Annotated in this window: 10 protein-coding genes; 8 read left to right on the forward strand and 2 right to left on the reverse strand. The window is 58.4% G+C overall.

Annotated elements, in window-relative coordinates; all coding sequences use genetic code 11:
- The first annotated feature begins 93 nt into the window (after nt 1-93).
- Complete coding sequence (locus K0H47_RS10885; RefSeq protein ID WP_017479736.1) at nt 94-804, forward strand: response regulator transcription factor; 711 nt, start codon at nt 94-96, stop codon at nt 802-804.
- Nucleotides 801-2,276: a sensor histidine kinase KdpD gene (locus tag K0H47_RS10890; protein WP_218262828.1), complete on the forward strand. Its 1,476-nt coding sequence runs from the start codon at nt 801-803 to the stop codon at nt 2,274-2,276. Before K0H47_RS10885 ends, K0H47_RS10890 begins: the two co-directional genes overlap by 4 nt.
- Nucleotides 2,277-2,334: 58 nt before the next feature.
- Here K0H47_RS10890 and K0H47_RS10895 read toward each other — a convergent pair whose 3' ends face one another.
- Nucleotides 2,335-5,250 carry a hypothetical protein gene (locus K0H47_RS10895; protein ID WP_218262827.1) on the reverse strand — a complete coding sequence of 972 codons (2,916 nt, stop codon included), beginning with the start codon at nt 5,248-5,250 and terminating at the stop codon, nt 2,335-2,337.
- 147 nt (nt 5,251-5,397) lie between these two features.
- Here K0H47_RS10895 and K0H47_RS10900 point away from each other — a divergent pair, with 147 nt between their 5' ends.
- From K0H47_RS10900 to K0H47_RS10920, 5 genes are all read left to right on the forward strand, one after another.
- A complete protein-coding gene (locus K0H47_RS10900; protein ID WP_219272575.1) occupies nt 5,398-6,858 on the forward strand; it encodes a hypothetical protein in 1,461 nt (486 codons plus the stop codon).
- Between the two features lie 122 nt (nt 6,859-6,980).
- On the forward strand, nt 6,981-8,441 hold the full coding sequence (locus K0H47_RS10905; RefSeq protein ID WP_219272577.1) for a hypothetical protein: 1,461 nt from the start codon (nt 6,981-6,983) through the stop codon (nt 8,439-8,441).
- A gap of 49 nt (nt 8,442-8,490) precedes the next feature.
- Nucleotides 8,491-10,716 carry a hypothetical protein gene (locus tag K0H47_RS10910; RefSeq protein ID WP_218262825.1) on the forward strand — a complete coding sequence of 742 codons (2,226 nt, stop codon included), beginning with the start codon at nt 8,491-8,493 and terminating at the stop codon, nt 10,714-10,716.
- Nucleotides 10,717-10,770: 54 nt separating this feature from the next.
- Nucleotides 10,771-12,582, forward strand: coding sequence for a hypothetical protein (locus tag K0H47_RS10915; RefSeq protein ID WP_219272579.1), 1,812 nt, complete (start codon nt 10,771-10,773; stop codon nt 12,580-12,582).
- A gap of 30 nt (nt 12,583-12,612) precedes the next feature.
- The gene (locus K0H47_RS10920; RefSeq protein ID WP_219272581.1) at nt 12,613-14,103 is read left to right on the forward strand and encodes a hypothetical protein; all 1,491 of its coding nucleotides are present in this window, start codon (nt 12,613-12,615) and stop codon (nt 14,101-14,103) included.
- 6 nt (nt 14,104-14,109) lie between these two features.
- On the opposite strand, the gene K0H47_RS10925 is transcribed toward K0H47_RS10920, so the two are convergent.
- The gene (locus K0H47_RS10925) at nt 14,110-15,015 is read right to left on the reverse strand and encodes an AraC family transcriptional regulator (protein ID WP_177071233.1); all 906 of its coding nucleotides are present in this window, start codon (nt 15,013-15,015) and stop codon (nt 14,110-14,112) included.
- A gap of 99 nt (nt 15,016-15,114) precedes the next feature.
- Between K0H47_RS10925 and K0H47_RS10930 the strand changes: the two genes are divergently transcribed.
- Entirely contained in the window at nt 15,115-16,074 is a 960-nt protein-coding gene (locus tag K0H47_RS10930; protein ID WP_219272583.1) for an oxidoreductase, read from the forward strand.
- Nucleotides 16,075-16,112: the final 38 nt, after the last annotated feature.

Below are 16,112 nucleotides of genomic sequence, written 5' to 3' on the forward strand. Positions count from 1 at the left end.
TCGCGGAATCCTCACGCAGAGTTAAACAATTCGTGATAACTACACTGTTGCAAAACCCGCACAATGCGCGAATCACGAGAAAAGGTTTTGCCAATGGATCAGCCCAAACGTGTCCTGGTTGTCGAGGACGATGCGCACATTGCCGATTTGATCTGCCTGCACCTGCGGGACGAGCAGTTCGAGGTGGTGCACAGCGCCGACGGTAACGAGGCCGTGCAACTGCTGGAACAAGGCGGCTGGGATGCGTTGATCCTCGACCTGATGCTGCCCGGCGTCGACGGCCTGGAAATCTGCCGCCGCGCCCGAGCCATGACGCGCTACACGCCGATCATCATCACCAGCGCCCGCTCCAGTGAATTGCACCGCATCCTTGGCCTGGAGCTGGGGGCCGACGACTACCTGTCCAAACCGTTCTCGATGCCCGAGCTGGTGGCACGGGTCAAAGCCTTGCTGCGCCGGGTAGATGCCATGGCCCGCAACCTCAAGATGGACGCCGGCAGCCTCGATCTCGGCCAGTTGTTCATCAACCCGCTGACCCGCGAAGCCACCCTGCAAAGCCAGCGCCTGGACCTCACGCCACGGGAGTTCGACCTGCTGTATTTCTTCGCACGCCAGCCGGGCAAAGTCTTCTCGCGCATGGACCTGCTCAACGCCGTGTGGGGCTACAGTCACGAGGGCTACGAACACACGGTCAACACCCATATCAACCGCCTGCGGGCCAAGGTCGAGACCGACCCGGCCAACCCGGCGCGCATCCTCACGGTGTGGGGCCGTGGCTACAAATTCGCCGAGCAAGCGTCATGAAACTGACCCTTACCCAGCGCCTGTCGTTGGTGTTTGCGCTGTTGCTGCTGATTTGCAGCGGCACTTCGGCCTGGTTGCAAGTGCGCTCCAACCACATGCATGAACTGGAGGTGGTGCAAGGCCTGTCCCGCGACCTCGCGGCACACATCGCCCGCGACACCCAGTTGATGGACGCCGACGGCCTCAAGCCCGATGCGGTGCGCAACCTGTTCAGCCAGTTGATGCTGGTTAACCCGAGTGTCGAGGTGTACCTGCTGGACATCAATGGCCGGGTGGTGGGCAATGCCGCGCCCAGCGGGCACTTGCGCCGTGACCAGGTGAACCTGGAGCCGATTCGCCGATTCCTCAGCGGCGCCCGGTTGCCGATCGTGGGCGATGACCCGCGCAGCGTCGACGGGCTCAAGGTTTTCAGCGCCGCGCCGCTCAAGGTCAATGGCCAGCAAACCGGCTACCTGTACGTGGTGCTGCTGGGCGAGGCCCATGACCTGTTCGATGCCCAGGACGCCACCAGCGTAGCCCTGAATATCGCGCTGTGGTCCATCGCCCTGGTAGCGCTCCTGTGTCTGCTGGCCGGCTTGACCGCCTTCGCCTGGATCACCCGACCCCTGCGCCTGCTGACCGAGAAAGTCGGCCAGTTCGATATCAACGGTGCGCCGAAAGTCCAGCAGCCCGTGGCCACTGCCCCGTCGAGCCAGGACGAAATCGCCGTGCTCGACCAAGCCTTCAACCAGATGGAAAACCGCCTGGGCGAGCAATGGCGCGCCCTCACCCACCAGGACCAGGAACGTCGCGAAATGGTCGCCAACATCTCCCACGACCTGCGCACGCCGCTGGCTTCGCTGCATGGCTACCTGGAAACCCTGTCGCTGAAAGACGCCAGCCTGAGCCCCGAAGACCGTCGGCGTTACCTGGGTATTGCACTGGACCAGAGCCGCAAGGTCGGTGGTTTGGCGCAATCGCTGCTGGAGCTGGTGCGGTTGGAACATGGTTTTGTGCAGCCGGTGATCGAGGGCTTTTCCCTGCCGGATTTGGTGCAGGACATCTTTCAGAAATTCGAACTGACCGCCGAGGCGCGCGGCATCGTCTTGAGCGCCACCCTGCCACCGCAGGTGCCAACGGTGTTTGCGGATCTGGGATTGATTGAACGGGTGCTGACCAACCTGCTGGATAACGCGCTGCGGCATACACCGGTGAACGGGGATATTCAGGTCACGCTTGCGCCCAAGGGGGATCGGGTGGAAGTGACCGTCAGTGACAGTGGGCCGGGGATTGATGCGGAACTGCGTGAAGGGTTATTCCTGCGGGCGTTCACCATTGGTGGTGCACGGCGGGATGGCGGGTTGGGGTTGAGGATCGTGCATCGGATATTGCAGTTGCATGGGCGGGAGATTCGGTTGGTGGAAGTGGTTGGGCGTGGGGCGACGTTTAGGTTTTCGTTGGTGAGCCAGCCTAGAATGTTGGCGGGGGAATAAAAGCGGAGCAGATTCATTGGTTAAATAAATCGGCCCCGCTTACTTTGCGCTATTCGTATTATAGTTGTGTCACACGCAACAGAAACACAGAGATCGACTGAAGGTCCCCCCCATTCGATATCGTATTAACTGAGAATTGAAGAGGACCAGTAGCGCTGGCCGTAAACTCTATTTTTAAGTCCTTTCCTTCGTTCTGGAACGTATAGGTCGCACTCCTATGAACACCCGCCATGATATACGCACCTGGCGGACCGCCATAATAGTTCCCGATTAGTGTTGCCTCGAAAATATAGCGTTTACCGGCCGTGACATTGATGTTCTTTGTAAGCGCGCGCCCCTCCCCTTTAATGGGACCATTGTTGTGCCACAAGAAATATTTGATGCCTCCACCATTGGTCAACAATGTAAGGTAAAGCCCCATCGCGGCTCTGGTCCAACCGTTCATGTTTTGATTATCGAAGTTAGTGTAATCCAGTATCTGGATGGATTTGACAGTGTACGTCGTCGTCTGAAGAAGTACCGCCTGAGATTTATTGTTCACTTTGTCGAAAGCAATACGTACCTCAATGGTCAATGTGGTCCCATCTTTAAGTGTCCGAAACCAGTTGTGATTAGGGTTGTAGCTATACGCTCCCGCATGGCCATTGTTCGCCCCAGACCAAGGCTCATAAACCACGGCTTGGTTGTTACTGTCGGTTCCTTTGTAGGTCAGCCATTTAATTTGCCCATTGGAAAACTGGAACGGATAGGCCGCGATACTCCACAAGGTGGACGCACCAAAGCCGGTTATGTCCAGTAAACCACCCGTGGCAATGCTATTGATCAACGGCCTCGGCAAGCTGCCCACAGGAATCGGTGTTACCGTAACCGTCAACGTTATCGAGGGGCGTGTTACATTTGCCCGGGTCACTTCATACTTGAGCATAAAGGTTTTGTTGACATTACCAATGTTGGCACCAATAGCTGATGCTGGAATGCCAAACGTCACAACGCCGCTGGTTAGTCCGTTTTTGGCGGCAATCACTGGAGAACCAGCACCGGCAGTACCTTGCATGGTGACCTGAATCGAATCACCGTCGCGCATGCCGACATAGCTCACCACCAAGGTCGTGCCGGTCTGTACATCCAGTGGCGCAAGTGTGGCAGTACCGGGGCCTGTGATAGTCGCTCGGCTCAAGCCCGGCGGTGGCAACTCGCCTAGGCCCTGGCGAATTTCCACGGTGGCGATATGGGAATAACGGGGCCGTTGCTGGCTACGTTCCAGGGTGTAAAAGACCTTGACCTGTTCGTCCAGATTGGCCGTGATGTAGTCAATCAAAATGCTGTGCTCAGTGGTGGCTCCGTCTACGCCCACTTGAACCCTGACACTGGTATTGGCGCCAGGACCTATCCAGTACAAAGTGATCCAGTCACCCTGCAATGTGCCGGTAAACGGGGCAATCACCCAGGCATACTCCGTAATATCATCCGGGTTCAAAACCCCGTCGTACGCTTTTTCGACAATGGGTTCGGGCAGCTCCCGCACCGGCTCGCCCACATGGACTTTTAAGCGCAAGGACTCCTGAGGCAATGCCCCCTGGCGGGATAGAACGTAATACACCTCGGTGGGGTAACCGTTGAAATGCTTGAGTATGCTGTCGGGTACCATAACGAGCATCTCGCCTTCGGGCGTGATCGGGATGTTGCCAACCGGCGCGCCTATCCTACGCACAATGGGGCTCCCTACCCCCTCCGCAACCACCATCACGTCCAGAAATGCGCCGTCAGGCCAACTCGCCTGGGCAGGAAACCGCACCGTGGCCTCAGGCAGGTCTGGTTCAAGGTAATCACCGATCAGTTGATCGATGGTCGGAGCAGGCCATTTGACTACATCACCCAGGATCCTCAGGTGGCGGTTGTATGAGCGTTTATCCGGCAATCCGTCGCCCTGGAGCAGGTAATAAGCGTACGCCGTCCCCTTGGCCAGTGCAGCCACCAGGGCATGCTCGATATTGAAGTAATAGGCCTTGCCACCGGACAGGTTTTGACTCTCCAGATGCGGCACTGCAACGCCCTCATTGTCAGTACCCGCCCACACCAGCGTGACGACCGAATACGCACGGGCGTCCGCGCTGCTGACGCGCGCACCCACCCTTACCGCCTGGCCACCCAATTGCTCCAGTTCGATGTCCCGCTCAGTCTCGGGGAACGTCAGCCAAGGGGCCTCTGGGCGCTCCGTATCGAGGTACACGTCCACCCAGGTTATCGGCGACCAGCGCGCCCATTCATCCGGATAATTACCGGTCGCTCCCTCCACCTGGAAGCCCACGGGAATCGCTTCGCCGTTACCGGCGGCGCCGATGTTTGCGTAGTCGACAGTGAGGCGGATGTCGGTGTTCACCTCGTCAGGCTGGACCCGGTGTTCGATTCGCTCGGAACCCCAAACCAGAATCAGCAGGTCATAAGGCGCCATGTTTTCCCAATGCCGAAACACGATCTCGACGCCCTGCGCGGCGCGGGTGTCGTCGACGCCATCGATCAGCACATCCGGAGGCAGTTCGTAGACCAGGCGCTGATGCCCCGGCGTTTCGTCATCGGGATCACGCCCACCAGGACGCTGCAGGTTGACCCGTAGCCGCAGGCGTTCGGTTTCGTCGCTATTGCCGCTGCTGCGAATGACTTTGGCATACACCGGATCGGCCCACGCCTCGAGGATGTGGTCCACGGGTACGATGAACGGGATGCGCGTCAGGTCCTCATCGTCCTCGCGGATAAAGTTGCCCGCGACCGGCCACTGCGGGTCGCCCCAGTACAGCTCGAACACCGTGCCGGGCGGCGTATTTTCCGGGCGTGCCATATGCACCAGCAGCGGGTGTTCGATATGCCGCAGGCCGATGCCACCATCGGCGGCCTCGATATCGTCGGGAATGGGCGGCTGAAGCAGTGGAATGTCGACGGGAGGCAGGAGGTCGGCGGATGGGCGATGCATGGGCATGATGAAAGTCCTCGTTGAGTCGCCGTTGGGCGCTGATCCCATCCAATACTTATGGACGCGATGTGGCTACTGTCAGGGGTATTTGATATCTCCAATGGCGCACCCATTTCGCTCAAGGTGCGCCGTCGTCCGAACAGGAGATTGACCGTGCCCAGCCAAAGCCACACTGCATCGCTCACCCCGTCGAATGTGCCCGAGGCCCTTGAGCGTCTGGTTATTCCCGGCATGACCCAGAACGTTCCCGGCTATGACGGCGGGTTACCCGAGTGGTTGTTTGCGTCCGGGCTGACGGCACAGGTCAACAACAGTTGGGGTGCCCAGCCAGGAGACATGATCACGGTTGGCGAACAAATAGACCCCTTGAACATCCGGGCCATGGCCATCAAGCAACTGGAGCCTGGGGATGAGTTGCAAGCGCATTTTTTCTTTAGCTTGCCGCAAAAAAACCTGCCCGACGGTGAGTTCAAGCTGGGCTACGTGTTGCATCGTGCCGGCGGAGTTCCTGGTCAGTTTTCCTTGCCCCTGAATGTGCTGATCAAAACCGATTTACCCGGCGGCCCGGACAGCGGTCACCTGCCGGAAGGACACCCAGCGCTCTCATTCAGCCTCTCCGCCCTGCAAATCTACCCACCCGAAGCCGCCCGGGGCGTTATCGCGACCATCGAGCCTTACCCGAACATGCATGCGCAAGACGTCATCCACTTCCAGTGGGGGGGCTTGACCCTCTTGCAGCCGGTAGAGGGCGTCGGGCAGCAGACCCACATCTCCATCAGCCATGCGCAGATTGTCGAGGCGGGCGACAGCTATGGCTTGTTGGTCAACTTTTATCCGGTCGACCTGGTCGGCAATCCTTCCGTACAAAGCTCCAGGTACCTCGAGGTGGTTGTCGACCTGGCCGGCGCAAAACCCGACGGCCCGGCCATCATCACCGATGACCCGTTGGGCTACATCGACCCGGACCGGCTCAACGGCGAGAGCCTGCAACTCGAGCTGTACACCACTGCCCAGGTTGGCAAACCGGGAGACCTGTATGACATCTCGTTCCGCGCCTACCCACCATTAGGCGGCGTGGTCACATACCGGGGGTTTGAAGAGATTGTCAGGGCCGGGGTGCCCGTCAATCACCCGGTGCCCTACAGCGTGGTCCGCGCCGCCGCCGGGGGCAAGATTGAAACCAGCTTCGTCCTGCGCAAGCGCACGGAACCGTCAGACCTGGTGTCGCAAAAAACCTTCGCCCGCGTGAGGGGGTCGGTGGTGCGCCTGGCGGCTGCGTTTTTTGAACGCTACCCAGGGCACGTCGTGGCGCCCATACCCGATTCGGCCATCGTGAGTATCCCCTGGTACCCATGGTGCAAGCCCACAGACAGCATCACCGTGATCCTGCGGTACGTGAAATCGCTCAATGAAACCATTGTGTTCAGCGAGCCGCGTGTAGTGGGCACATCGTGGGCCGATGGCGCGCCCATCAGGCGTTTGATCTATCGCAAAGACCTTGAACGATTCGAGGGTTTCAGCCCTGAGCTTTATTACGTGTATGAGTCCGCGCAGGTCAGGGCTCGCTCCCTGGACTTGAACGAGTCTGTTCGCCAGCGCGTGCAAATCGGTTAATACCATCCGTCGGAACCTGTTAATTCTGACAGTAGCCAAGCTATCCACGACCGGTATTTGATAATCCAAAAACTCAGGAGCGATTCCTGTATCACGTACCCACTGCCAGACCGGAGAACGCCATGCCGACCAAAAAAACCAAGACATCCGCGGCTAAACCCAAGTTTCTGGATCAATTGTTCATCCCTGGCATGTCACCGGGGTTTGCTAACTATGCTGGCGGGATCCCTCTACGGCTACTGACTCATGGCCTGACCGTGATCGTGTACAAAACCTGGTCGGCGAAGCCCAAGGATAAAATCCAGGTTGTTTCGATGCCAGGCTTGAACGTCTTGGCGGAAAAAACGTTGATGCCGGGAGAAGAGACGGACAACAGCTTCGCGTTTGCCATTCCCGACAGCAGCCTTCCCGAAGGGAGCGTGACGCTGGGCTACGTGGTGCACTATGAAGGCGGCCCGGACTCCGACACCTCCAATCCCTTGGACGTACGAATCAAAAGAACCCAACCGGCAGGCGCCGACAAAAATCAAATTATCCCAGGCCACTCCGAACTCAACTTCAAGCCTAACTACCTCGAAATCAGAGAGTTTCAATCCAGGCTGGTGACGGTCACCGTCGATCCCTATCCGAATATGGATAGCGGAGACCTGATCGCGCTGAAGTTCGGCAACTACAATGCGCCGCGTCAGCAGGTTTCGGGTGTCGGCAAACAGACAGAGATCGCAATCAGCCGTGACGGTATTGTCGAGGCCGGTAACGGCACCAACCGGTTGGTGAGTTTCAGCGTGGCTGACTTGGTCGGGAATGTTTCCACGCCGCGTTCGCGGAACATTCCGGTGCTGATAGACCTTGATCGCGACACCCTGGCTGCACCTATTTTCAATACCCAGGATGTTGAAGGTTTCATCGACCTTGAGCGGCTGAATGGCCAGCCTTTGCATATACAGCTTTACCTGCCCCCTTTTCAAGGCCCCGCAGGTCATACCTACCACGTGACCTACCGTGGTTATCCGAAGCTGGGGGGCGTTGTATTGGAGGAAAAGTACATCACCATTGAGTTTGCCGGCAGAGCGGAAGACTTCTTCATACCCAATGAAAAGGTACGCGCCTGTGCTGGCGGCAGAGTGGAAATCAGCTACCTGCTGCTCAAGACAGGTGTGCCTACGCGGTATTCGAAGTTTGCGACCGCACAGGTGGTGGATGCGATTGTGAAGCTAAGTGCACCGTTCTTCCTGAACCACACCAACCATGTGCTCAACCCCATTCCCAGGGAGGGCGGTGCCGTGGAGATCCCGTGGTACCCATGGCGCAACCCCACGGACAAAATCGAGCTGATACTGCGTCACGTGTTGCCGGGTAGTAATGAGGTCACCCTGTATACCGACCGGTTTACCGTCGGCAATGTGCCGGAAGGCATACCGATCAGGCGCCTGATTCCCTACAGCGAGCTCTTGAAGTTCAACCGCCTTACCCCTGAGCTCTATTACGTCTATGAGCCGGAACAATATCTGAACGCCACCGCGGACATAAACGAATCCGATCGCCAAGTAGTCCAGATTGGCCCACCGGCCGCAGAGGTTTGAACCTGGTTTTGACTATTAAAAGCGCCCGTTCGACGCTGGAGGTTGCCCAATGTCTCGTGCACCGGAAGTAGATTCCGAGCATCCGCTCGATGACGAAGAATACGACATGATTGGTCCGGTATTTATCGATGACCTGTACCCACCGCTCAAAGGCTTTGGCGACTATGACGGCGGCATCGGCCTGCGGCATGTCGAACACGACCTGGTGGTGGTGCTGGTGCCTCCGGCGGTACTGCCGTTAAACACCCAGATCTACCTCCACTGGAGCGATCCCGTACTACCGGTGTACTACATCGTCATCCAACCTGAGAACCAGGGAAACCGACATTTCGAACTCATAGCCCCTAAAGAACTGATCCTGGCGGATTGGGCCGAAGTCTACTGCATCATTCGGCGCCCCAGCGGCAACGCGTCCAAAACCGAACCTTTAAGGCTACGCGTCAAGCGTGACCGCCCTGGAGACCCGGATCCGGACCCGGATACCCCAGGCAACCAAGGCCTGGTGTTTTTCCTGCCTGAAGACCTGGCCGCCGGCAGTCATGTGGATCAGATCAGAGCCAATCGAGGTGTAGCGCTTAGGGTGGAACCCTACGAAAACATGGCAGCGGGTGACACCTGTTTGATTGCCTGGGGTTCCCAAATAGTCCCTTACGTCGTTTCAGAAAAGGAGGTGATGCGCTCGTTTGACGTCGTCGTCACCGCAGACGTGATCAGGCATGACGACTACGAAGACACGCTGCCGGTGGCGATGCAGATCATCGACATGGGCGGTAACTACCCTGCCCCCAATACCGACGCCAACTGGTCCGAAATCAGTCGGGTCAACGTCAACCTTGGAGTCCCACGGCCGCGAGGGCCTTGGCTTGAGCAGCCAGGGGAGATCGTTGACATGGAAGAACTCGGAGGAGCGGCGCAATTGATTTATCTGTGGACCGACCCGGATTTTTTTGAGGTGGGTGACACGGTGAGGTTTGAGTGGCAGGGCCGCGACATACAAAACATACCCTTCTTTCATACGGAAACCAGATTCGTCGACCGCAAAAATCACTTGATGGAGTTCGAAGTCGAGAATGAGTTGCTTAGGGTCATCGCGGGCGGTATCGCGATCATGTATTACGAGGTGTACAAGATCGTGACCAATACCTGGTACCCGTCACGAAAAGTGCGTGTACAGGTTATCGGGCAATTGATCGAATGGCCGGCTCCGACCATTGACCAGGCACCTAACGGACAGATCGACGCCAACTCAATTGCGACGATGAGATTCAGTGCGCAGGATGGTTGGACACCGGGCACTCGAATTCGCGTGGTCTGGGTCGCCCCCGGGGTCAACTTCTCTGATGAGATATTTCTGGAGGCCATTCCTGTAGACCGGCGATTGAGCTATACGGTGCCGAGCGCACAAGTCCAACGTTTTAATACCTTGCCCGTCGAGGTGTATTACGAGCGTATTGATCGCACGCCCCATCGTCCGTCGCTGCGAATGCAACTTCAGGTGGGAGAGCCGACAAGAACATTGCCCGCTGTGATTGTCAGCGGAACCTCGGGGGATTATCTGAACCCAGATGATGTTGGCGCCCAGGTGACTGTCACGCTGCCGGTTACCGATACGCTGGAAAATGACGTCATTACCTTGATCTGGGACGGTGATGTGTCGGATACGTCCGCCGTGGTTACCGTCAGCGCAGCCCAGGCAGGAAGGTCGCTGCAGATTCCAATTCAGAGGCGGTTTGTCAGTGAAAACCTGAATCGATCCGTGAGGATCAGATACGACCTGGCCCGGGCGAATGTCCCCCGGCGCTTTTCGCTGATTCGGGTGTTGCTGATTCGCCCCGGGTTCGACCACATCACCAACTTCCGCAACAGCAACCAGAATGGCTGGGCATTCGGTGCAGCGCTCAGTGATATGCGCGATCGGCGGTTTGTGGACTGGGGCACCTATACAACTTTTTATAACTACACCTATCCGCCAGGCGGCAAGAGCGGCGTAATTTTCAGCCAGGCGTTTGGCAACCTCCGGCCTGGGTCTGCCTACATATTCAGCATTCAGGTGAGAAGATTTGACGGCCGTTTCACGTTACCGTCCATCGGTTTGCGCTCTTCGCAAGGCCAGGTGGTTAGTGCTACCCAGATCAGCAACATGAGTAGCTGGCGCACCCTCTCAGGTCCCGTGACACCTGTGGGGTCCTCAATAACTCTTTTCATCGATAGCCATCAAGTCTCTTCGGAGGGCAATGACTATGAAATCGGTGAAATACGTTTCAGGTTGGCGTAACGCTCGCCTCTGCTCTCCCCCTCAAATGGGGCCATCCAGAAAGGAGTCATTGCGATGTCCACAGTCATTACAGACGTACCCCAACCCACTGCTGAATTGGGTAGCCTTGAGGTGCCAGGGTTGTTTCCAGCCAGTGCCGGTGACGTGGGCATTGACGGTAGCCTGGGCCTTCGAAATATCCAGACGCCCCAAGTGGTTTACGTGCACACGTCCTCAAGGATGGCCAATGGTGATTTACTCGAATTGTTCAGCAATGACCCGCTGATACCGGTGGCTCATACCTTTGTCCAACCTGGCGACTTGCAACAGGCGCGGCTACCGCTGCTGCTGCCGGCGGCCAGTATCAGGCCGCTGTTGATTGACCCACTGGTATGCCGGAACAACCTCACCGGCGAGTCGACCCAGACCCTGCGCCTGCGGGTTGACCTGAACATGCCTGGCGGCCTCGACCCCGACGTAACGACGCCGGGGCACCAGGGGTTGGTTTTTAAACTGCCTGCCGACGTGATGGTTAACGGCGTCAGCAACAAGCGCGCCCGCGAGGGTATCGAAGTCGAAGTGCTGCCCTACCCATTCATTGCAGTCGGGGACCGCTTGTTGCTGTGCTGGGGTGATCAGCAAGTGACCCATTCGGTCAGTGAAAAAGACTTGCGGCGCTCCATCATCCTGGTGGTGCCCTACGACACAATTATCGCCGCTGGCGATAGTGATCGGCTGAACGTGCAGTTTCAGGTGCGTGGGCACACCGGAAACGATTCCGATCCTGCTGCACCCTGGTCGGCAGCCAGTGAAGTAAGGGTGTTTGCCCGGGACGACTTCCTGTATGCGCCGTTTATCAACGAGGCCGACCCGCAAACCCGGGTGATCGATCTGGCGAAACTTGAGGGAAAATCGATTACGGCGAATGTCTACGCCGACCCCAACTACTTCTCGCCTAACGACACGCTGGAGTTTTTCTTCCAGGGCACCGACGCCCATGGAAATCCAGTCACCTATGGCGAGAAAACGCGGATAGACCAAAGCAACAAATTATTTGAGTTCCCGATAAGCCATGAGCTGGTGGCGAAGCTGGTCCAGGGCCACGCCAAGGTGCAATACACACTTCACAAATTTATCGAAGGCATAACCTTTCACTCGGTCGCCGACTACGTAACGGTTCAGGGCGTGGTCGCACCATGGACTGCGCCGTACATGAACGAGGTGCAACCCTTCGCCCATGTGCAACCCGTACCTTTTGATGGTTACGCCTACGTGCCTTATCAGGAAAGCTGGAAACCCACAGACCTGATCACCCTGGTCTGGCTGGTACCCGACCCGGAGGGTGCCGTGGAGTACCGGTTCAGCCGCAGTGCCGGCGAGCGTCCGGAGCACAATGTGCTTGAGTTTCATGTGCCAGGCGCCCAGACCAAGCGTTTTGAGGGACGGCCTTCGGTGATGTACTACGAAGCCACCGATAGCCGCGCCATCCCTCGGTTGCTGGGGCAATCAGCGCGTAAAAACCTGCTGGTAGGCGAGCGTTGGGCGCCCATGACGGCACCCGTGGTGGAAAGAGTCATCGGCCACCGGCTTGACCCGGATCTGGTGCCAGACGGCGTGTGGGTCACCCTTCCCAACCCGCCGCTTGGCCGGGATATCCGCTTGCACTGGTTCGGCCCGGGCAACCGTATCGAAATGCTGGTGCGTGCCAATACCCCAGGTGAGGCACGGGTCAAGGTGCCGGCAAAATTTGTACTGGATAACCTCAACCGCATCGTAAAAGTCTATTGGCTGGTCAATCTGGGCGGGACACCGCAGCGTTACTCCGGCGTGACGACGGTGCGGATAGCACGCAGGCATACGGTTGACGATGAGAACCTGCCGAATTGATTGCAGCCCCTATACCGTGGAGGTTTCACCATGTCTCGTGCGCCCAAAAAAGACGCGGGCGGCCCCCGTGCCGACGATAAACCCGAACTTGTCATCCACAACCTGACGCCGCCGATCCCGGAAGATGAAGCCGCCACCCAATCCAGCGGCGGCCTGGGCCTTCGGCATGTGGAGCATGATGTGAGGCCGACGCTTTACCCAGAGCGCACGTACGCGCTCGGCACCGAGATATTTCTCTATTGGGATGGCCCGGTCCCGGAAGATTACGTGGTCATAAACAGTGGGAACCAGAACGCCCCGAGAATTTCCCTCAGGGTGGACAAACACAACGTCCTACCAACGTGGGCCCACCCGTATTGCACTGTTCAGGAACCTCGCGAAGGCCCGGTGGAGTCAAATGACCTGAAGGTGCGGATCAAACTGGACCGTCCCGGTGGGCGCGATCCAGACCCGGATACCGTGGGCCATCAGGGCTTCGTATTTAGAATGCCCCCCGACTTGCAGGCGGGCGAGGTGGTGACTCGTCACAGGGCAGTGCTGGGCATCATTCTTGATGTCCAGCCTTACCTCAACATGGCGGAGTTCGATACCTGCAATATCGTCTGGGGTTCTCAAGGTTTTTCTCATGTGGTGAGGACGCCTGAGTTGGGCAGACCTTTTTCAATTAAAGTGCCCACGGAGGTCGTCCTGGACGCAGGAAGCAGCCCGCATATCTCGGTAGCAATGCAGGTAATCGATGCCGTCGGCAATTACCCGGCCGTGAATATGGACCCTGACTCGGACACTAATTGGTCACCCATCACGTGGGTTAATGTCGACCTCGACGCCGTACTGAACGAGCCGCCCTCTCTCGAACGGGAACTGCCATCGAGAACCACCCGGATCGGTGCGCGCGGCGCAGGTAGTCCATGGTCGGCACCCCAGGTTCTGGAGGCGGAAGGGGGCCGTCTGGACCCGAACATCGCCAAGGCCACCGTGGTGTTCACTGCGCCCGCTGGCTGGGATGCACCGATGCAGATGCGCCTGGTATGGGAGGCAGATACAACGATCTACACCCAGGAACACACGCTGGACGAGATTCCGGAAGATCGCACCATCGTGTTGACGGTGGATGGAGCGCAACTCAAAACGCTGGCTAACCAGCTCACCGAACTGTTTTACGAACGCATTGCCCCCTTGCCCGCTCATGAGTCCCTTCGCCTGGAATTGCAGGTGGGCGAACCCGTCAGTCGTCTACCCCAGGCGCAGGTTGAGCATGCGCAAGGCGAGCACCAAGTGACGGTCATCGTACCGTTCACCGAGACCGCACCCGGCGACACCGTGACCTTGCAATGGATCGCCAACCAGTCGAGAACTACCGTAACCACCACCCTGAACGCAGACACGGCCGGCCAGGCGCTGCGCGTCACCATATCAGTGGATGGTCTTCAAACAGGCGAAATCGTGAAGGTGTATTACAGCCTCGATCGCAACGGACAGCTCCCCCGTTACTCGAAGCTGCAGGTGTGGGAAATGAGGTAATACGGTTTATGCAGTTCGCTCGCGATACTCTCGGGGAGAACAGGCCATCACACGCTTGAAGGCATTGCTGAAGGCGCTGTCTGACTGATAACCCAGGGCCTGGCCGATCGTGGACACGCTGTTGTCGCTGGCCTTCAAGGCCTGCACTGCCAGGTGCATGCGCCACCGGGTCAGGTATTCCTGTGGCGCCAACCCCACCCGTTGTTTGAAGTGCAAGGCAAAGGTGGAGCGGGATTGGCTCGCAAGCACGGCCATTTCACTCAACGTCCAGCGCCGGGCGGGTGCTGCGTGAAGTTCCCGCAGCACCGGAGCCAGCCTTGGGTCGGTCAACGCTCCCAACCAGCCAGTGGTATGCGCGCCCATGGAAGATTGATAAAGCCGCAGGATCTGCACCAACATCATTTGCGCCAAATGCTCGGTCATCAGCGCCGCGCCCTGTAACGGACTCGCGTATTCCCTGGCCAGGCGGTCCAGGCACCAGCGCAATACGGCGGCCTGTTCGGAGTTGGCGCTCACCCGCAGCACCGGCGGCAGGCTGGCCAGCAACAGTCGGGCGTCATCCCCGTAGATAAATCGTCCGGCGATCAGGAACAGATCCACCGTGGCACCCACCGTGGCGATGCCTCCCACCGCATCGGCATACACCTCACGTGCATCGAGTCCTTCAGGGGACAGATTGCTGGACAGCCTCCACGGGCGAGCCTGGGTCAACAGGAAACAATCCCCCTCATACAAGCGTATCGGTACCGCCAGCCCTTCCACTTCCAGCCAGCAACTGCCCTCCACCACCGCGTTGAACTTGATGCCATCCGGCGCCGCAAAGTTGATGGCCCAGGTGCCTCCAGCCTTCAGGCCGGCGAAGGTCGAGCGATGGCTTTTTAACAGTGCCAGCACATCGGAAAGGGTATCCATGAAAAAGCTCCGGACGATCGCGACAGAAACACGGACTCTAGGGCATTCCGCGTCCGGGCTCCAGCGAGAGACCCTAGGCCTCCCATAAGGAGATCTTTCATGGCTAACAAACAAACCCCAATTGGCAGCGGCTTCGATGCCGGCACTACCGCCCAGCAAGCCTTGGCGGGCAGCGATTTGCGAGGCAAGACGGTGATTGTCACCGGTGGCTATTCGGGCATTGGCCTGGAAACGGTGCGCGTGTTGGTCGACGCGGGTGCGCAGGTGATCGTTCCCGCCTGGGATCCTGAAAAGGCCGAACGCAACCTCTCGGGCATCATCGGTGTTGAACACGCCAGCCTGGATTTACTCGACCCGATTTCCATCGACCGTTTTGCCGAAAACTTCCTCGCCAGCGGCCGGGCATTGAACCTTCTGATCAATAGCGCCGGAATCATGGCCACCCCCCTGCAACGGGATGCGCGAGGTCTCGAAGCGCAGTTCGCCACCAACCACCTGGGCCACTTCCAGCTAACCGCCCGGTTGTGGCCGGCGCTGCGTGAGGCGAATGGCGCACGCGTGGTTTCGGTATCGTCCCTCGGCCATCGTCTAAGCCCCGTGCATTTCGATGACCCGCAATTTGAACACCGCCCCTATGACAAGTGGCTCGCCTACGGCCAATCAAAAACCGCCAACGCACTATTCGCGGTAGCACTGGACCGACGAGGTAAAGCAGAGCACGTGCGCGCATTTTCCGTGCACCCGGGGGAAATCCTCACCGACTTGATCCGCTATCTGGACAAGGACGACCTGGCATTCGTCGGCGCACTGGATGAGCACGGCAATATCCGCCCCGCCAGTCACTACAAGAGCCCCGAGCAAGGCGCCGCGACGTCGGTGTGGTGCGCTGTCAGCCCGCAACTGGAGGATATGGGCGGACTCTACTGCGAAGATTGCGATGTGGCCGCTTGGTCGCAGGATGACACCCGCCGTAACGGCGTATGGCCCTGGGCTGTCGACCCGGAACAGGCCGAACGCTTATGGGCACTGAGTCAACAGCTGTGCAATGTCACGTTGTAGTCCGGGCCCCTGGCGTTCATATTTGGCAGTCATGCACT

The organism is Pseudomonas sp. Xaverov 83 (genome assembly GCF_019352905.1).
GTDB classification, from domain to species: Bacteria; Pseudomonadota; Gammaproteobacteria; order Pseudomonadales; family Pseudomonadaceae; genus Aquipseudomonas; species Aquipseudomonas yamanorum.